Annotated in this window: 3 protein-coding genes (1 of these 3 only partly in view); all 3 read right to left on the bottom strand. The window is 75.5% G+C overall.

What is annotated here, in order from left to right:
- Tightly spaced (each overlapping or abutting the next), the 3 genes in view from GR130_RS02345 to GR130_RS41255 form a layout consistent with a single transcriptional unit that may run on beyond the window.
- Positions 1-1,092: the 5' portion of an SDR family NAD(P)-dependent oxidoreductase gene (locus tag GR130_RS02345; RefSeq protein WP_159503163.1), read on the bottom strand. The gene continues 19,665 nt to the left of window position 1, outside the view; the window shows 1,092 of its 20,757 coding nt (coding positions 1-1,092); the start codon lies at positions 1,090-1,092; the stop codon falls past the left edge of the window.
- Positions 1,093-6,033 carry a non-ribosomal peptide synthetase gene (locus GR130_RS02340; RefSeq protein ID WP_159503162.1) on the bottom strand — a complete coding sequence of 1,647 codons (4,941 nt, stop codon included), beginning with the start codon at positions 6,031-6,033 and terminating at the stop codon, positions 1,093-1,095.
- Entirely contained in the window at positions 6,030-20,294 is a 14,265-nt protein-coding gene (locus GR130_RS41255; RefSeq protein ID WP_159503161.1) for an SDR family NAD(P)-dependent oxidoreductase, read from the bottom strand. Before GR130_RS41255 ends, GR130_RS02340 begins: the two co-directional genes overlap by 4 nt.
- Between the last annotated feature and the right edge of the window lie 14 nt (positions 20,295-20,308).

Below are 20,308 nucleotides of genomic sequence, written 5' to 3'. Positions count from 1 at the left end.
GGCGTCGCCGCGCACCAGGGAGCGCAGCGGCCGGAAGCTCGGCCCGTATCCGCCGCCGAGCCGGTCGAAGAGCGCGTAGCACTCCGCGCCCGTGACGGGCTGCGGGCAGCGCGCGCGTATCTCCGCCAGGTCGAGGACGGGCCGCCCGTCGGCCGCGGGCTCTGCGCCGGGCTCCGCGCCGGACGCCGCTGCGGGCTCCTCGGCGAAGCCGATCCGGCCCGCCGAGCACAGCTCGCCGCTCTCGGCGTCCTCGCCCCGCCTGACCTCGTACGCGCAGGACAGGTCGTCCGCCCCCGGCGTCAGCCGCAGCCATACGCGCACCGGTCGGTCGGTGACGATGACCGGCCGCGCCCACAGGACGTCGGAGACGGTCCGCACCCGGCCGCGGCCGGTGCGCCCCGCGGTGGCGGCGGCCAGTTCCAGCGCGGCGACCGCGGGCAGGATCTTCAACTCCCCGATGGCGTGGTCGCGCAGGAAGAACTCGGTGCCGCCGAGCGTGGCCGAGAAGTCCCGACCCATCGCGTCGGCCGCCACCGCGACCAGCGGGTGCCCGCCGCGGGCGGCGGCCGCTCCGGTGGAGCCGTTACCCGCGCCGGGGGCCGGGTCCGGCTCGGCCACCCAGTACGGGCGGGTGTCGTAGGGCGGGGTGGGGAGGGACAGCCGGGCGGGGCGCGGTCCGTCCCCGTACCGCTGCCGCCAGTCCACGGACGCGCCTTCGGCCCAGCGCCGGGCGAGTTCCTCGGGGTCGTCGGTGGTGAGGGGCCCACCCGGGGCGTCGCCCGGCACACTGCCGCGCCACAGACCGGGAGCGCCCTCCGGGTCGGCCGCGAACGCGCCCAGCCGCTCGGCGAGTTCACCGAACGAGGACACCACGAACGCCAGGCGCTCGCGCAGCGGCTCCCGCCCCACCTGAAGGGTGTGCGCGAAGCGCGCCAGCAGGCGCGGTGGCGCGTCCCGGCCGTCCTGGCCGTCCTGGAGGCGCCGTGCGGTCCATCGCGCGAGGCGATCGGCGTACCGCACGAGATGCTCCTGCCGGGACGCGGACAGCACGATGACGTACCGCTGCGAAGAGGTCTTCTGCTTCTCAACCATCTACTGTTCCTCTGCTGCCTCTTCGAGCACGACATGCACGTTGCTGCCGCCCATACCGAACGAACTCACGCCCGCCCGCCTGGGCTGCGCCCGCCCGCGCTCGTCGCGTGGCGGATCCCAGGCGGTGGTGTGCGTCTGCAGGTGGAAGGGGCTGCCGTCGAAGTCGAGCATGGGGTTGGGGCTGGTCAGGTGGACCAGGCCGGGCAGCGTGCGGTGCTTCATGGCCAGCAGCACCTTCACCACGCCCGCCACACCCGCGGCCGCTTCCAGGTGGCCGATGTTGGTCTTGACCGAGCCCAGTGCGATCCGCGCCGCGCCCGCCGCCGGCCCCCAGCGGTCCAGGAGGTGGGCGAAGGCGTCCTTCAGCCCTTCCACCTCGATGGGGTCGCCGAGCGCGGTGCCGGTGCCGTGGGTCTCGATGTAGCCGACCGAGGCGGGCGGGATGCCCGCCGCCTCGTGGGCGCGGACCGTCACATCCGTCTGGGCCCTGGGGTTGGGGACGGTCAGCGAGTGGGTACGGCCGCCGTGGTTCTCCGCCGAGCCGATGATGACTCCGTGGACGGGGTCGCCGTCGGCCCGCGCCCGGTCGAGGCGCTTGAGCAGCAGCAGGACGACGCCCTCGCCCCGCCCGTAGCCGTCGGCGCGCGCGTCGAAGGTCTTGCAGCGGCCGTCGGGGCTGAGCATGCCGGCGCGGCGCAGGCCGCGGTAGCCGTGGGGGGACAGCAGCAGGTTGGCGCCGCCCGCCAGCGCCGTGTCGCAGTCGCCGAGTTGCAGCGAGCGCACGGCCCGGTGGACGGCGACCAGCGAGCTGGAGCAGGCCGTGTCGTAGATCGTGCTCTGGCCGCTCAGGTTGAACAGGTGGGAGATCCGGTTGGCCGCGACGGAGGCGACGTTGCCGATCAGGAAGTGGTCGTCCGTCTCGCGCTCGTGGCCGAGCAGGCTGAAGTAGTCGGCGCCGGTGATGCCCACGAAGACCCCGGTCCTGGTGCCCGCGAACGCCTCCGGGGCCAGGCCCGCGTCCTGCATGGCCTCGTGGGCCGCGTGCAGCAGCAGCCGGTGCTGGGGGTCCATCTGGGCCGCTTCCCGGGGCGAGACACGGAACAGCGGCGCGTCGAAGCCCTCGACGTCGCGGACGAAGGAGCCCTGGAAGGCCATCGGGTCGCCGTCCGCGTAGCGGCCGAACAGGCTGCGCGAGAAGCCGCGTTGCATCGGGTACGGCCGGACCAGGTCGCGCATCCCGGACAGGTGCGACCAGAACTCGTCGAGCGTGTCGGACTCCGGCAGCCGGCCGCCGATGCCGACGATCGCCACGGGCGGGTATCCGGTGCCGGAAGGCGCCGCGCGTTCCGTGCGGTCGCCGCGTACCGCGGCCGGTGCGCGGCGGGTCGCCGCGCGCCCGGCCCGGGGCTCCCCGGCGGGTGCGCGGTAGCGGCCGCCGAGCTGTTCCGGGAACTTCGCCAGGAGGTGGGCGGCGAGGGCGTCCAGCGTGGGGTGGCCGTAGAACGCCGTCGGCGGGACCGTCACCGCCAGCCGGTCGCGCAGCACCGCGCTGAGCCGGGTGAAGCGGATCGAGTCGAATCCGTAGTCGCCGATCGGGCGCCGGGGCGAGATGTCCTGCGCGGGCACGCGCGCGATCTCGGCCGCCCAGCCGCGCAGTTCCTCGCGCAGCAGCGCCACCGGACCGCCCTCCGGGTCGCCCGCCGGGTCGTCTGCCGGGTCGTCTGCCGGGTCACCGGCCTGGTCGTCCGCCGGACCGGCAGCCGCGGCGGCGACGGGGTGCCCGTGCCGGCGCACGATCTCGTCGATGTCCAGCCGCCGCAGCGGTCCGGTGTCGATCTTCGCGTTGGGCGTCTGCGGGAAGGACGTCAGCGGGACGAGGCGGGCGGGGACCATGTAGTCCGGCAACCACTCCGCCAGCCGCGCGCGCAGCCGGTCCGCATACGCCTCCGGCGCCTGGGCCGCCTCCCGTGTCTGCACGAACGCCACCAGGGCCGGATGCCCCGCGACGTCCTCGCGGAGCAGCACCCGGGCCTCGTCGACGAGCCCGGTGCGGCGCAACGCGGCCTCGATCTCGCCGAGTTCGATGCGGTAGCCGCGCAGCTTGACCTGCCGGTCGAGACGCCCGAGGAGTGCGAGGCCGCCGTCGGGGAGGTGCCGGGCGGCGTCCCCGGTCCGGAACAGCCGGCCGGGCTCGCCGAGGAAGGCGCCGTCCGGGAACTTCCCGGCGGTCAGCTCGGGGCGGCCGCGGTAGCCGCGGGCGACGCCGTGCCCGGCGATGTACAGCTCTCCGGGTGTGCCGAACGGGACCGGCCTGCGGTACTCGTCCAGCACGTGGAAGCGGGTGTTGGCGATCGGCGTGCCCACGCCGACCGGCCGGTGGCGGCGCACCCGGCCTACGGAGGACCAGATGGTCGTCTCGGTCGGCCCGTACATGTTCCAGACCTCGTCGGCCCGGCTCAGCAGCTGTTCGGCCAGCTCCGGGGTGAGGGCCTCGCCGCCGCACAGGATCCTGCCGTTCAGCCGACCGCTCCAGCCGGCCGCCAGCAGCATCTGCCAGGTGGCGGGGGTGGCCTGCACGATGGTGGCCGCCGAGCGCTCCAGCTGCTCCCTGAGCGCGAAGCCGTCCCGTGCCACCTCGGAGGCGGCGATCTCGACGGTGGCGCCGCGGGTCAGCGGCAGCAGCAGCTCCAGACCGGCGATGTCGAAGCTGACGGTGGTGACGGCGAGCAGCCGGTCGCCCGCCGCGCAGCCGGGCCGCTCCCCCATCGCGGCAAGGAAGTTGACCAGACTGCCGTGGCTGATCTCCACACCCTTCGGCGTGCCGGTGGAGCCGGAGGTGTAGAGGACGTACGCGGTGCCGTCGTTGAAGCCGGAGCCGCCGGGAGCGGCGTGGTGCGGCTCGGCGGGGGCCGTCCAGTCGATCTCGTCCAGCACCACCGGCTCGGCCCCGGCACCCGGGCCCGGCAGGGCGGCGGCCGACGCGGCGTCCGTCACCACGGTGGCCAGCCGCGCGTCCTCGGCGATGAACGCCAGCCGCTCGGCCGGGAATCCGGGGTCGAGCGGTACGTACGCGGCGCCCGCGCGGTGCACCGCGAGCAGGGCCACGATCAGCTCGGCGCGGCGGTCGGCCAGGACACCGACCAGCGCGCCGGGCCGCACGCCGCGGTCGCGCAGCAGGGCGGCCAACAGCTCGACGCGGTGCGCGAGTTCGCGGTAGGTCAGGGACGTGTCCGCGTCGAGCACCGCCGTCACGTCCGGCGTCCGCCCGGCCTGGGCCAGGATCAGCTCGGCCGCGGTGAGGTGGCAGGGGTGTGCGGCGGCCGTGGCGTTGGCCCGGCGCAGCAGCTCGCGCTCACGCGGGCCGGCCAGCGCGATGGCGTCGAGTGCGCGACCGGTGTCCTCGGTCATCCGGGCGAGGAGTTCGCGGTAGTGCTCGGCGAAGCGCTCCACGGTGGGCCGCTCGAACTGCCCGGGGTCGTACTTGACGTGCACCAGGGCGCGGTCGCCCCGCACCACCACCTCGACGACGAGGTCGGACTCGCCCTCCTGGGTGACGGCGAGGGCGTCCTCGAAGAGGGTCTGCCCGGCCGCCATGTCCAGGTCCCTGCCGACCCCCTGCTGGAGGTAGAAGCCGATGTCGAAGGAGGCGTCGGGGTTGCCGTCGCGGCGCAGGTCGTCGACGACCGCGGCGAACGGGTAGACGCTGTGGTCCTCCGCGTCCGACAGCGCGTCGTGGACCGACTCACACAGCCCGCGGACCGTCATCCCCGGCGCGCACGCGGTGCGCAGCACCACCGGGTTGATCAGGTAGCCGACGGTCCGGTCGAAGTCCTGCGTGGGCCGCCCGTCCGTGGGGACCATCACGCAGATGTCGTCCTGGCCGCTGTAGCGGTGCAGCAGCCACACGAACGCGGCGTACACCACGCTGAAGGGCGTCAGCCGCAGCTGCCGGGCGGCGCCGCGGACGGCGGCCCAGGCCGGTTCGTCGAGTTCGAGCTGCACGCTCGCGCCCACGTAGCGCGAGGGGCCCACGCGCCGGTGGTCGACCAGCCGGTCGAGGACGGCCGAGGTCGAGGCGCCCTTCAGGCGGCGGGTCCAGTACGCACGGTCCTCCGCCGCGTCCGGGCCGGCCAGCATCTCCCGCTGCCAGCGCACGAAGTCGCGGTACGGCGGGGCAGGTTGCTCCGCCGTGGGCGCGAGTGCCCCGGTCGCCGCGAGGCTCTCGTAGTCGGCCACGAGGTCCCGCAGCAGCAGGTGGCTGGTGACGCCGTCGGTGACCAGGTGGTGGAAGACCAGCAGCAGGAGCGGCCCGGACCGCGGCCCGCGCACGAAGTGGGCGCGGTAGAGCGGGTCGTGCTCCAGGTCGAACGGCGTCCGGATGAGTTCGCGGACGCGCTCCAGCAGCTCCGCCTCGGTGAGGTGGGACAGGTCCAGCTCCCCCAGCGCGATCCCGCGGTCGGCGACGACCTGCACGGGGCCGTCCTCGCCCGGCCGGACGTTGATCCGCAGGCTCGGGTGGCGCCGCACCGCGGCCGACAGCGCCTCCTCCAGGAGCCGGGGGTCGGCGTCCGGGCGGAGCCGCAGCGCCAGCGGGAGGTTGTAGGCGGCGGAGGCGGGCGCGCTCTGCTGGATCGCCCACAGCGCCGCCTGCCCCCGGCTGAGCGGGTACCCGCGCTCCGCGGGCCCGGTCGGGCGCACGGACCCGTCGGCACGTACAGGCTCGTCGGCACGTACAGGCTCGTCGGCACGTACGGACTCGTCGGCCCGTACGGGCTCGGGCTGTTCGGATGCGGGGTCCGTCGGCGCCGCGGGAGCCGTGAGGCCGCGCAGCAACGGCAGGGCCTGCTCCTCGGTGAGGCTGCCCGCCGCGATCGCCGACAGGACCGCTCGCAGGGCGTCCCGGTCGTGCCCGCCACCCCGGTTGTTCAGGTTGCCGCTCATCGGGCCGTGCCCCTTCCCAGCCGCGCGAGCGCGTCCTCGACGCCGAGTTCTCCGGAGGTGAGCCCGCCCAGCAGGGCGCGCAGCTCGCCCTCCGCACCGGAATCGGCCACCGAGCCGGCGTCGGCCGCCGCACCCGAGTCGACCACCGGGCCGGCGCCCAGCTCCGCCGGGAACGTCTCGCCCAGCTTGCGGGCGAAGTCGCGGATGGACCCGTCCGCGGAGAAGAACCGGGCGGGCACCCGGACGCCGTACTGCGCGCCCAGCGCGCGGGAGAGCCGGCGCAGCCCGAGCGAGTCCACGCCGTAGTCGGCCAGGCAGCGGTCGGGCAGCAGCCTGGCCGGGTCGATGCCCAGGTGCCGGCCGAGCAGGGCGGCGATGGTGCGCTCCAGCGTTTCGGAGGCATCCGGCACCACGGGGGCGGGCGCGCCGGCCCGATCCGGCTCCCGTACGGGCGCCCTCTCGGCTGCCGGGACCTCGTCCCGTACAGGTGCCCGATCCGCTGCCGGGACCTCTTCCCGTACGGGCTGTTCGTCCCGTACGGACCGTTCGTCCCGTACGGCCGGTTCGGGCTCCTCCTCGGGCGCGGCGGCGAGCGTCACCCCGTACGCCTGCCCCTGCGCGCAGTGCTCACCGGGCCGCAGCCAGTACCGCTCCCTGGCGAAGGGGTACGTCGGCACCGGAATCCGGCGCGGCGCGCCGCCCGGCCACAGCAGGTCCCAGTCGACGGGGGCCCCGCCCACCCACAGGCGGGCCAGCTTCTCCCACTTGCGGCCCGCGACGACCATGCGCAGGTACTCCCGGCCCTCGGGGCCCTCCAGCAGCAGCTCCGAACCCGCGCCGAGCGCACGGACGTTGCCGCTGACCAGGCCCTTGACGGACCTCTCGCCCGCCAGCCAGCGGACCAGCCCGCCGCGCAGCCCGTCCAGGTCGTCGGCGACGACGGCCAGCCGCTCGTCCATCGCGTCGCGGCCGGTCTGCAGGGTGCGGGTGAGCGCGGCCAGGTCGGTTCCGGCCGGTGGCTCGCGCAGCCAGTCCGCGATGCGGGCCGCGTAGGCGCGCAGCCGGTCCTCGGTCCTGGCCGAGAGCACGAAGACCCCGGGCCCGGCGGCGACATGGGCGGACGGCGACGGCTCGTCGCCGCGGTCCCGGTATTCCTCGACGACCACGTGGGCGTTCACCCCGCCGATGCCGAAGGAGCTGACGCCGGCGCGGCGCGGCAGCTCGCGGCCGTGCCCGTCGCGCAGCCGCTGCCAGGGCCGGCTCTCGCGCAGGACGTGGAAGGGGCTGCCGTCCAGCCGCAGGTGCGGGTTGATCTCCTGGATGTGCAGGTTCTTCGGCAGCAGGCCGTGCCGCAGCGCCAGCAGCACCTTGAGCAGGCCCGCGATCCCGGCACCCGACTCCAGGTGGCCGGTGTTGCTCTTCACCGCGCCCAACGCGCAGTGGGCGTCGGGGCGTTCGGCCACCCCCCACTCGCGGTAGAGCGTCGCGAACGCCGACTTCAGGCCCTCGATCTCGATCGGGTCGCCGAGCGAGGTGCCGGTGCCGTGCGTCTCGACGTAGGTCACCGTGCGCGGGTCGGTACCGGCCTGCCGGTGCGCCTTGGCCACGACCGCGGCCTGGGCGTCGGGATTGGGGGCGGTGAGCGAGTTGGCGCGGCCGCCGTGGCCCACCGCGCTGCCCCGGATCACGCCGTGGATGACGTCCCCGTCCGCGATCGCCGCGGACAGCCGCTTGAGCAGGACCATGCCCACGCCCTCGGACCGCACATAGCCGTCGGCCCGCGCGTCGAAGGTCTTGCACCGGCCGTCCGCGGTGCTGAGCATCCCGGCCTGGCTGGTGTCGACGTGCAGGGTGGGCGAGGCGACGACGTTGACGCCGCCCGCGAGGGCCATCTCGCAGTCGCCGTCCCGGATCGCCGCGACGGCGCGGTGCAGCGCCACCAGGGACGAGGAGCAGGCGGTGTCGATGGCCTCGCTGGGGCCTCGCAGGTCGAGCAGGTACGAGACCCGGTTGGCCATGATCGCGTGGGACCGGCCGATGGAGTTGTAGCCGTCGAGCGGGGTGCCGAAGGCGTGCTGGACCTCGAAGTAGTCGTACGTGCTCGCGCCGAGGAACACCCCGGTGTCGGTCCTGGCGAGCGCGGACGGGCGGATGCCCGCGTCCTCGACGCAGCCCCAGACCGCTTCCAGGACCAGCCGGTGCTGCGGGTCCATGGCCTCCGCCTCGGTCGGGGAGATGCCGAAGAAGAGCGGATCGAACTCGTCCACCCGGCGCATGAACCCGCCCCACTTGACGAGGGTCTTGAACTCGCCGGGCTCCGGGTCGCCGTGGATGGTGCGCCAGTCCCAGCGGTCGGCGGGGATCTCGGTGATGAGGTCGTCGCCCGCCGCCAGGTGCGCCCAGAACTCGTCCAGGTCGTCCGACTGCGGCAGCCTTCCGGCCATGCCGACCACGGCGACCGCGTCCTCGTACGGGCCGGGGGCAGGGTCAGGGGCAGGGGTGCCCACCGGCTCCGGTGCGGGCGCGGACCCGGCCGCCTGCGCGACGGGCTGCACGGGCTCCTCGGGCTGCACGGGCTCCACGGGCTCCGTCCGCGCCGCCGGCGCCTGCCGCGCGTAGTGGTGCCCCAGCTCCTCGGGGTGGCTGCGCACCGCCTTCTCGACCAGGTCCTCGGTGGTGGAGATGCCGAAGAAGTAAGCCGGGGTCACGTCCAGGCCGAAGACCTCGTTGAAGGTCTGGCTCAGCCGCGTGTAGGCGATCGAGTCGAAGCCGAACCGGGCCAGCTCCGCGTCCGGGCGCAGCACGTCCGCGCTCACCTTGGCCGCTTCGCACACCAGGCGGTGGATGTCCGCGCGCAGCGCGGGCCCCCAGTCCGCGTCCGGGTCCGCGGTGCGGGGAGCGGCCACGCGGGCGCTCTCCCTCCGTTCGCGTACGCCGAGTTCGGCGAGGAACTCCTCGCTACCCGAAACCACCGTCAACTGAACTCCCTCCCGGCCCAGCGCCTCGGTCATCGCCCGCAGCCCCCGCGCGGGCGGAATCGGTGTCACACCGGCCTCCTCCAGCCGGTCCCGGTACCTCTCGGCCAGGGCCGAGGTGCCCCACGCCCCCCAGTCCACGACCCTTACGGGGTAGGGGAGTTCGGCGGCCAGGACGTGCGCGTAGGCGTCCTGGAAGGCGCAGGCGGCCGCGTAGCCGCTCTGCCCCGGGTTGCCGAGGAAGGACTGCACGGAGGAGAAGACCAGCAGGAAGTCCAGGGCCTCCTTGCCGAACACGTCGACCACGGCGGCCGTGGTCCGGGTCTTGGACTCCAGCCCCTCCCGGAAGGCGGCCTCGTCGGCGGCGTACAGCGCCCGGTCGCGCAGCACGTTCGCCGCGTGCACCACCCCGTTGACGGGCCCGAACCGCCGGGTGACGGTGTCCGCCACCCGCCGCAGCTGCTCCGGGTCGCCCGCGTCGGCGGGTACGTACACGGCGTGCTCGCCGCTCGGGTCGACCGCCGCGAGGCGGGCGCGGCGCGCGTCGTCCAGCGGGCTCCGGCCGACCAGGGCCACCCGGGCGCCGTACTCCCGCACCAGGTGCGCGGCCACGTCCGAGCCGATGTCCCCGGCACCGCCGATCACCACATAGACGCCGTTCGCGCGCAGCCTGTCCGGCCGCGGCGGGGCGGGCCGCTCCGGCGACCGCGGTACGGCCTCCAGCACGGGCCGGAGGAAACGGCCCTCGCGCAGGGCCAGTTCGGCGCCGGACCGGCCGGTCACGGCCGACACCCGCTCCGCCGCGGCGGCCGTGTCCCGCACGGTCTCGTCCCAGTCCAGGTCCAGGGTGGCGATCCGCCAGGACGCGCACTCGCGGCGCAGGGACCTGGTGAACCCCCACAGTTCGGCGGCGGCGGGGTTGCGCACCCGGGCGCCCGCGGCCGGGCAGGCGTCGCTGGTGACCACGGTCAGCTCGGTACCGGCACCGGCGGCGGGCTGCCCGAGCAGCTGCCGGACCAGCCGGAACAGCGCCAGGACGCCCGTCTCCTCGGCGGCGGCGAGCGCACCGACGTGCTCGCCGGGCAGCGGGGCAACGGGCCGTCGGACCCCGGCGAGGAAGTACACGGTGGCCGGGGCGGGACGGTCCTCGGCGCGGAGTTCCTCCGGGCGGTCGGCACGGACGCGTACGACCGGCCGGGGAGCGAGCCGGGCCGCGAGGGCGTCCGCGAGGGCGGTGCCGTCCTCGGTGTGCACCACCCAGGCGGGTCCCGAGGCGGCGGACCGCGGCCCGTCCGGCGGGGCGTCGGCCACCCAACCGGGTACGTACAGCAGGTCGTCCACCGACTCCGGCTCCGCCGTCTCCCGCTGCACCGGCTCCGAGGAGGGCTCCTCGAACCAGCAGCGCATCCGCTCGAAGGGGTAGGTCGGCAGCGGCAGCAGCCGGGCGCGGCGGCCGGTGTGCAGCCGCCGCCACTCCACGTCGGTGCCGTCCACCCACAGCCGCGCCAGCACCTTCGGGTCGGGCGCCCGCCAGATCGCCGCCGGCAGCTCGGGGGCGGCGTCGCCGCCGAGCAGGAGGCCGTAGGGCGAATCGGCGGCCCCGGCCGTGCCGCCGACCAGTACGGCGGTCCGCGCGGCCGGTGCGGTGTGCTCGCCGCGCGCGAAGGCGGCCAGCGCGGCGGCCAGTTCCGCCGGGGCGGCGGCGACCACCGCCAGCCGGTGCTCCATGGCGTCCCGGCCGACCTGCAGGGTGTGGGCGATGTCGGCCCACTCCTGCCGCAGCACGGACTCGGGGCGCCGGGACACGTACGCCTCCAGCGCGGCGGCGTACGCCCGCAGCGCGGCGGGGGTCCTGGCGGAGAGCACGAACACCTGGTCCGTCAGGGGCGGTTCACCGCCGTGGCGCTCGGCCTCGTCGGCCTTCTCCAGTACGACGTGCGCGTTGACGCCCCCGTATCCGAAGGAGCTGACCCCGGCCCGGAGCGGGAGTTCCCGCCCCCGCCCGTCGCGCGGCCGCCGCCACGGGGTCGCCTCGGTGAGCAGCCGGAACGGGCTGCCGTCGAGCCGCAGATAGGGGTTGGGCTGCCGCAGGTGGAGCGAGGGGGGCAGGGTCTCGTGCTCCATGGCCAGCAGGACCTTGAGCACTCCGGCGATCCCGGCCGCCGACTCCAGGTGGCCGATGTTGGTCTTCACCGCGCCCAGCGCGCAGTAGGCGCCCTTGGGCGGCGCGCTGCCACTGTCCTTGAACAGCCGGGCGAACGCGGTCTTCAGGCCGTCGATCTCGACGGGGTCGCCCAGCTGGGTGCCGGTGCCGTGCGTCTCGACATAGGTGACGGTGGCGGGGTCGACGCCCGCCCGTCGATACGCCTCGACGAGCATCCCGGCCTGGCTCGCGGGGTTGGGCGCGGTCAGCGAACGCGCCCGGCCGCCGTGGTTCACCGCGCTGCCCCGCAGCCAGGCGCGGACCCGGTGCCCCGCCGCCTGCGCCCGGCCGCGGCTCGTCAGCACGACGAGTCCCATGCCCTCGCCGCGCACGAAGCCGTCCGCCGCGCTGTCGAAGGTCTTGCAGCGCCCGTCCGGGCTCAGCATGCCGGTGCGGTCGAGGAGTTCGTAGTTGCGTGGCGACAGGAGCAGGTTGACGCCGCCCGCGATGGCCACCTCGCAGCTGCCGCTGCGGATCGCCTCGGCTGCCCGGTGCAGCGCCACCAGGGAGCTGGAGCACCCGGTGTTCACGGGCTCGCTGGGGCCGTGCAGGTCAAGGAGGTAGGAGATGCGGTTGACCAGGATCGAGTGCGTGTTGGCGGTGGCGCCGAAGGCGTCGATCTCGGCGCCCGCGGCCATCTGGAGTTCCTGGTAGTCGTTCGAACCGACGCCGACGAAGAGCGCGGTGTCGGAACCGGCCAGGCTGCCGGGCGCGATCCCGGCGTCCTCCAGACCGGCCCAGACCGTCTGCAGGAAGAGCCGCTGCTGCGGGTCCATGCCCTCGGCCTCGCGCGGCGAGATGCCGAAGAGCAGCGGGTCGAAAAGGTCCACGCCCTCGATGAACGCGCCCTGGCGGGCGGCCGGGCGCAGCGCCGGGCGGTCCGCCGGGACGGCGGTGACCAGGTCGTCGCCCGCCGCCAGGTGCGCCCAGAACGCGTCCAGGTCGTCGGACTGCGGGAGCCTTCCGGCCATGCCGACGACGGCGACCGGTTCGTCGTGTCCGGCCCGCCCGGCCGCGACCGCGGGTGCACCGCCGGGTGCGGGTGCGGATACAGGAGCGGGTACGGATACAGGAGCGGGTACGGATACGGGCACGGGAGCGGGCACCGGCTGCGGGGCGGGCCGCTCGGCCGGCGCGCCGTCGGCGGCGGCGGCGCCGACGGCGACATCGCCGCCGGGCGCCCCGTACCTCGCGTGCAGCACCGCCGGGTGGTCGGCCGCGAGCTTGTCGATGAGGGCGCGCAGCGTGGGGGTCTCGTAGAAGATGGTCGGGGTGACGTCGAAGCCGTAGGACTCGTTGAGCCGCGTCGCCAGCAGGCTGTAGCTGATCGAGTCGAAGCCGAAGGTGCCCAGCTCCTGGTCCGGGTCGAGGTCCTCGGTCGCGATCCCGGACGCGTCGGACGTCAGCCGGAGCAGGTCGCGCTGGAAGCGCGCACGCAGCTCCCCCGCGTCGTCCCGCGGGGCGGTCGCCGCCGCCGGGCGCCCGCCGGCCTCGCCGGCGGACGTGGCCGGAACCGCGGCGACGGCCGCACCGTCGCTCCGGGCGACGAGCACGTGCTGGAAGTTCCGCGTGGTCCAGCGGGTGCCGGGCAGCGCGGCGAGGTCGCGGTAGCCGAGCCCCTCGGTCACCGCGCGCCAGCCCGCCACGTCGAGCAGCGGCGAGCCGGGCAGCCGCAGCGCCGTGTCGTCGTGCTGCCACCAGCCGTCGAAGAGCCCGTAGGTGACGGTGGACTGCACGGTGACCGAGGTGAGTTCGTTGAGCAGCAGCCAACCGCCCGCGCGCAGCGCCGTCTTGACGTTCCCCAGCGTGCGCCGGATGTCGCGGGTGGCGTGGATGACGTTGGCGGCGACCACCAGGTCGTACGAGCCGGGCTCGAAGCCCTGCCGGGCGAGCTCCTGGTCCGCGTCCAGCCGCTTGAAGCGCAGGAACGGGTAGCGGGTTCCGTACTCGCGCCTGCCGTGTGCCAGGAAGGTGGCGGACAGGTCGGTGTAGGTGTACTCCAGCCGGTCGCCGTACGGCTCCAGGGCGCGCAGCAGCCCGGCCGAGGTGCCGCCGGTGCCCGAGCCCACCTCCAGGATCCTGATCTTCTCCCCGCCGGCCAGGGCGGGCAGCCGCTCGCGCACGTAGGCGAGCACGCAGTCGTTGAGGACGTCGTTGTAGACGTCGCTGATCGGATTGCCCTTGTAGACGCCCTCCATGAGGGAGGTGCCGGAGCTGGGGAAGAGCAGGTCGGTGGCGAGCAGCTCGCCGCGCAGCAGTTCGGGGTAGCGGCTCAGGCAGAGCGAGAGCAGCCGCACGAACACGGCGAGGTCGTCCCGCTCGGCGGCCAGCGCGTCCAGCCGCGCCGCGTGCCCGACGCGGCGGCACTCGGCCAGCGCCGCGGGCTCGGGGGCGTAGCGGCCACCGGCGGAGCGCAGCAGTCCGGCCTCGTGGAGGAGGTCGAGGACCTTGCCCAGCAGCCGCTCGTAGCGGGGTACGACGCCGATCCGGCGGCCCACGGTCGCCTCGTCCGCGGCGTCGCCGGGCCCCTGCCAGGCGCCCATGCCGTCGAGCAGCCGCAGCAGCCAGCCGCGGGCGACCTCGGCCATCCGCTCGTCCAGGGCGTGGAAGTCCGCGATGGCCGTCACTCCTGCCGCGTCCGGCACCAGGCCGTCCTCCAGCCGGCTCGGGGCGGGCGCGGGCGCACCGGCCGGCACGTCATCGCCCGGAGCCCCGGCGGTCTTCGAGGGGGGCGGCGTCACCGGCTCCGGCCGGGGGGCGTCGCCGCCCAGGCCGAGCCGCCGCAGCAGCCGGTCCTCGGCGGGCAGCGCGAGCACCTGCGGCCACTCGCCGCCCAGCACGCGCAGCACCGTCTCCCAGCCCTCGCGCGGCGAGATGGAGTGGAAACCCTGCCGGGTGAGGTTCGCGCGGTGGCTCTCGGTCGCCACCGCGCCGACGGTTCCCCAGTACCCCCAGTCGACGGCGCGTACCGGGAACGGCATCCGCTGGTCCAGGGCGTGGGCGAAGGCGTCCTGGAAGGTCGATCCGGCGGCGTAGTGGGCGAGCCCGGGGTCGCCGAGGAAGGACTGCGCCGAGGAGAACAGCAGCAGGAAGTCCAGCGGCTCGGCACGGAAGACCTCGGCCAGCGCGACGCTGACCCGGGACTTGGCGGCCAGGCCCGCCCGCAGGTCGGCCTCGTCGAGGTGGCGGACCAGGCCGCTCGCGTGGTCCAGCGCGGAGTGGATCACTCCGTGGACGGGTCCGAACCGCTCGTGGACGCGGTCCAGTCCGGCGCGCAGGCTCACGGTGTCCGAGGCATCGGCCTGGACGTAGTACAGGCGGGAGCCGTCGGGGTCGGCGTCGGCGATGCGGCGGCGACGCTCGTCGTCGAGCGGGCTGCGCCCGATCAGGGCCACCCGCGCGGCGTGGTCGCGGGCCAGGAACCGGGCGGTCTCCAGCCCGATGCCCCCCGCGCCGCCGACGATGACGTACGTGCCGCCGGCGCGGATCCGCCCGGCGGCGGGCGCGGGCAGGGCCACGGGGCGGAGGGCCTGCGCGTACCGGGCCCCGGCGCGCAGGGCCACCCGCGCGCCGCGCACCGCGGGTTCGGCGACGACACGGTCCGCGAACTCGCCCCACAGCGGACTGGACGGCTCGGGCAGGGTGCCGCCGAGGCCGAGGTCCACCACGGGGACCGTCCAGTGCCGGTGCTCGTTCTCCAGCACCCGCGCCAGGCCGGACAGGCCCCCGGCGAGCGGGTTGCCGACCGGTTCGCCGCCCACCGCCCACACGTCACCGGTGACGACCTTCCAGCTGAGCCGGCGGGTCGCGGCCAGCGGGACGGCGAGCTGCCGGGCGCACCGGAACAGGGCCCGTACGCCCGTCTCCTCGGCGCGCTCCAGAGCGGCCACCCCGGCCGGGTCGGCTCCTTCGTGGAGACCGCCGAGGAAGTACACGGTTCCCAGGCCCGTCAGGGCGTCGCGCAGCGCGCCCGGCGCCTGCGGGTCGGCCGCGTCCACCTCCCAGCGGCCCTCCCCCGACGGACGGGTCCGGGTGCCCAGTTCGGCCCGTACCACCTCCTGGTGCGGGTGCCGCTCGGCCAGCGCGTCGGCCAGAGCGCGGCCCGCCGCGGTGTGCACGACGAGCACCGGTCCGGACGGATCGGCGGCACCGGGCCCGGCAGGGTCCGTCCGCAGCCAGGTGGTGGTGTACGTGAACTCCGGCACCGCGTCCTCCGGCGTGCTGGGCCCGGTCGTCCGCGGCGGGAGAGCGCGGGTCTCCACCCAGCAGCGGCGTCGGGTGAAGGGGTAGAGGGGCAGGCCGACCTTGCGCGGCGCGCCGTGGGCGTACAGGGCCCGCCAGTCCACCGGCGCGCCGGTCGCCCAGAGCCGGGCCAGGGCGTCGAGGTCGCGGCGGGCCAGCGCCTCCCGTGCGGCCTCGGCGTCCGAGGCCGCGGGGCGCTTGACGGTGCCGCGGTGGACGCGGTCGCCGACGGCGCCGCGGTCGAGGAAGTCCCGCAGTGCGGCGCGCAGTTCGCCGAGGTCGGACACGACCAGGGCCAGCCGCTCCGCCATGGCCTCGCGGCCGGTCTGGGAGGTGTGCGCGATCTCGGCGAGGGACGGGGTGCCGGCGTCGGCCGGTCCGGCCGCCTCGCCGCGCGGCGCCGCCAGCCGGCCGGCCGCCTGCGCCAGGGTGGTGCCGAGGTCGAGGCGCGGGCCGGTGCCGCCGCCGGCCGGGAAGCGCTCGGCGATCTCCTGCTCGAAGCGGCGCAGGTCGGCGGCGTCCAGGCCCCACTCGTCGAGCCCGGCGTCCGGGTCGGGCAGCGCACCGGACAGGCCGGACAACTCGGCGGCGATACGGCCCAGTTCGGCGAGCACATCCGACGCGGCACGGCGCCAGCCTGGCGCCCCGCCGGACGGTGCGCCGGGCTCCTCGCCGAGGAAGGCCAGATACCGCTCGGCCAGCTGCCGGAGGTTCTCCTCCTTCTTGGCGGACAGCACGACGACCTGCGGGCCGCCCGACTCGCGGTCGGCCCGGCCGGCCGGTCCGGGAGCGCCGGTGACGCCGTCGAACTCCTCCACGATCACATGGCCGTTGGCGCCGCCCGCGCCGAAGGCGCTGACGCCCGCCCGGCGCGGCGACAGGTCCCCGCCGGCGGCGCGCCGCTCCCAGGGGCCCAGGCTCCGCTGCACCCGGAACCGGGACGCCGCCCAGTCGACGGCCGGGTTGAGCTCGTCCGAGTGCAGCGAGGGCGCCAGCATGCGGTGCCGCATCTGCAGCAGCACCTTGGTCAGTCCGGCGATGCCCGCGGCCGGTTCGAGGTGGCCCATGGTGGACTTCACCGAGCCGATCGGGACCGGCTCCGCGCCGGGTTCGAGAGGGCCGAACACCCGCTCCAGGGCGGACATCTCGATCGGGTCGCCGAGCGCGGTGCCGGTGCCGTGCGCCTCCAGGTAGCCGATCGTGGCCGGGTCCACGCCGGACCGGTCCAGCGCCGCCCGCAGCAGGTCCGCCTGGGCCGCCGGGTTGGGCACGAAGTACCCGCCGGACCGGCCGCCGTGGTTGACGACGCTGCCCTTGATCACGCCGTGCACCCGGTCGCCGTCGGCCAGCGCCCGCTCCAGGGGCTTGAGCAGCACCGCGCCCACGCCCTCGCCCGGCACATAGCCGTCGCCGCCCGCGCCGAAGCTGCGGCAGCGGCCGTCGCTGGAGACGAACCCGGCCTGGCTGAGGTACAGGTACTTGTACGGGTGCGCCGCGACGTTGACCCCGCCGGCGAACGCGACGTCGCACTCCCCGGCCAGCAGGCTCTGGCAGGCCAGGTGGAGCGCGACCAGCGACGACGAGCACATCGTGTCCACGGCCAGGCTCGGCCCGTGGAAGTCGAAGAAGTACGAGACCCGGTTGGCCACCGACGACGAGAACGAGGTCGGCAGCACGGGCAGCCGCTCGGGCGCGTCCAGGCCCAGCATCTGGTACTGGTTGAACATCACGCCCGCGAAGACGCCGACGCGGGAGGCGGCCAACTCCTCGCGGGTGCAGCCCGCGTCCTCCATGGTGTGCCAGACCGTCTCCAGGAACAGCCGCTCCTGCGGGTCCATGGCCTCGGCCTCGCGCGGCGTGATCTGGAAGAAGTACGGGTCGAAACGGTCGGCGTCGGCCAGGAAGCCGCCCCACTTACTGGAGGAGCGGCCCGGCGTGTTCCGTTCGGGGTGGAAGAAGTCCCGCTGCGACCAGCGCTCTTCGGGGATCTCCGAGACGCAGTCGCGGCCCGCGGCGAGGTTCCGCCACAGCTCGTCCAGGTCCGCGGACATCGGGTAGCGGCCCGCCAGACCGACGATCGCGATGTCCCTGGCCCCGCTCACGGACCCGTCCCCCTCCGGCGCACGCTCGGTCACCTCCGCGCCGGGGGCCGCCACCGTCCGCAGGTCGAACGGGGCGCCGGGCACCGCCGCGTCGAGGGACCGCAGGATGCCCGCCCGGTCGCCGTGGAAGAGGACCAGCTCGGCCTCGGCGCGGTGCAGCCCCGCGCGGAAGACCTCGACGCCGGCGTCGGCGCGCAGCGGGACCTGCCCGTGCCTGCGGAAGTACGCCTCGGTCGCCTCGTCGGCGCGCATACCGCCGTCGCCCCACAGCGGCCAGCCGAACGCCAGGCTGCGGCCGGGCCGCCGGGCGGTCTGCCGCTGGCGCGCGAAGGCGTTCAGGAAGGCGTTGGCGACGGCGTAGTCGGACTGGCCCGCGTTGCCGACGGCGCCGGTCACCGACGAGAACAGCGCGAAGAAGTCGAGCGGTTCACCGCTCGTCGCCTCGTCGAGCAGGACCGCGCCCCGCACCTTGGGGGCCAGCACCCGGCGGATGTCCTCCTCCGCCTTGCCCCGTACGAGCGCGTCCCGCAGCACGCCCGCGGCGTGCACGACGCCGTGGATCTCCCCGTGGCGGGCGCGGGCCTCGCGCACCACCCGTGCCACGTCCGCCGCCTCCGCGGCGTCGGCGCGCACATAGTGCACCTGGGCCCCGTACCGTTCCAGCGCGCGCAGTTCGGCCCGGGCGGCGGCGTCCGGCTCGGAGCGTCCGAAGAGCACGAGGCGGGCCCGTACGGTCCGGGCCAGCCAGTCGGCGAAGAGGCGGCCGAGCCCGCCGTTGCCGCCGCTGACGAGGTAGACGCCGCGGTCCCGCAGCGGCAGCGGCTGCGCCGCGTCCGTCGTCAGCGACAGCTCGCGGTACCGGCGTACCTGGCGCCGCGCACCCTCGTAGCGCACCCACGCCTCGGCGCCCGCGCCCAGCTCGCGCCGTAGGAGGTCGCCCAGGGGCGCGGCGTCCGGTCCGCCGGGCCCGCCCAGCTCCACCACCGTGAGGCGCAGCCGCGGCTGCTCGATCCGGACGGTCTTGGCCAGCCCGGCGAGCGCGCCGGGCACGGTCGCCGCCAACTCTCCGTCGGCGGCGGCCACATGCAGCAGCGGCAGCTCGGTGTGCCGGTCGCATTCCAGCACCGCCCGGCTCAGCGCGAGCAGCGACGCGCAGGCCCGCTCGACGGCGTCCGGCAGGTCGGCCGCGGCGCCGGGCGCGGACTCGGGACCCAGGTGCACGACGGCGTCCGGGAACCGGTCGCCGCCGGCCGGCCCGTCGAGGAGCCGCCGGTAGTCCTCGTACCCGCCGGGGGCCGCCGTCAGCACCTCCGGCGTGCCGGGCAGCTGCCGGGCGGCCTCGCGCAGGCGCGCGGCGAGGGACGTGTCACCGGCGACGAGGAGGACCGTGCGCAGCGGCCGCCCCTCCGCGGGAAGCGTGCCGTCGTCCGGGACCCAGGTGCCCGTGAGGCAGAGCGTCCCGGCCGCGGCGCCCTCCGCCGCCGCCGGCTCCGGCTCCGGCTCCGCCGCCGTCTCGGGCCCGGGTGCGGCGTCCACCGGAATCCGGTCGGCCAGGTAGGCCGCGACGCTGTCGACCGTGTTGTACTCGAAGAGCAGCGTGGGGTAGAGCGCGATCGCCCAGCGCTCCTCCAACGCCCTCACCAGGCTGAGCAGTTGCGTCGAGTCCAGGCCCAGGTCGTAGAAGCCGCGGTCGGAGTCGACGGGTGCGGTGTCGTCCTGCAGCAGGGCGTGCACGGCCCGGACGACCTCCTGGCGGGTCCGCTCCAGGTGGCCCGCCGCATCCGCCGCATCCCGCTCCCGCGCGGGGCGCTCCGCGGCGGCGTTGCGGGGCAGGTCGCGGACGGCCGCCGGGGCGGGGACCGGCTGCTGCGGCGCGTCGGTCCGGGTGAGCCGCGTGATCAGCTCACGGGACCTGATCCGCTTCAGGGCGAGCCTCTCGAAACGGGCGACCAGCCGGCCGTGGGCGCCGTACAGGTCGATGTCGACGTGCAGGACGTCGTCGGCCACGCCCTCGTGCGCGCGCAGGCGCACCCGGCACGCGTCGCCGAGCGGGCCGGAGGCCCGGAACGCGGCGATGTGGAAGGGGATCAGCGGCCGGGGTTCGCTCTCCTCGCCGGAGAAGGCCAGGGCGTAGCTCTGCATCGTCGAGGCGTCGAGCAGTGCCGGGTGGAGCAGGAAGTCCGCGCGGCTCTCCCGCGCCTCCTCCCCCAGCGCGATCTCCGCGAGCAGCCCGTCCGCGCGGTGCCGGATGGTGCCGTGGCACTTCATGAAGGGGCGGTGGTGGATCTCGGCGGCCCGCCCGAGGACGTACACCCGCTCCACGTCCTCCTGCCGGCCCGCCGCGTCGCCCCGCTCCGCGCCGACGGGCAGCACGTCCTCGGGGAACGGGCTGCCGAGGTGCAGCTCGGCCTCCATGTGCGCGGTCCACCCGTCGTCCGACGGCCGGCCGTGCCGCAGCCTGCGGCTGCGGGCCCGTACCCGGTGGCAGGCGCTCCCCGGCTCCACCTCGACCTCGATCTCGCGGTCGAACTCGTCGGTGGTGACGACCGGTTCGACGAAGAGCACGTTCCGCAGCTCGGTGCGGTCCAGGGCGAAGCCCTGCTCGTCGAGGAGCCGGTAGACGATGTCGAGGAACGTCACACCGGGCAGGGTGCGGACGCCGTGCACCCGGTGGTCGTCGACGAGCGGGTTGGCACTGGTGAGGGTCAGACGGCAGCGAATGGCCTGGTGCGGTTCCACAGGGTCTCTTCCTG

The organism is Streptomyces sp. GS7 (assembly GCF_009834125.1).
Lineage (GTDB): Bacteria > Actinomycetota > Actinomycetes > Streptomycetales > Streptomycetaceae > Streptomyces.
This window is presented reverse-complemented; position numbering and strand designations above follow the sequence as displayed.

Coding starts and splice junctions, on each gene's coding strand:
- GR130_RS02340 (WP_159503162.1), bottom strand. CDS start 6,033: ATGAGCGGCAACCTGAACAACCGGGGTGGCGGGCACGACCGGGACGCC.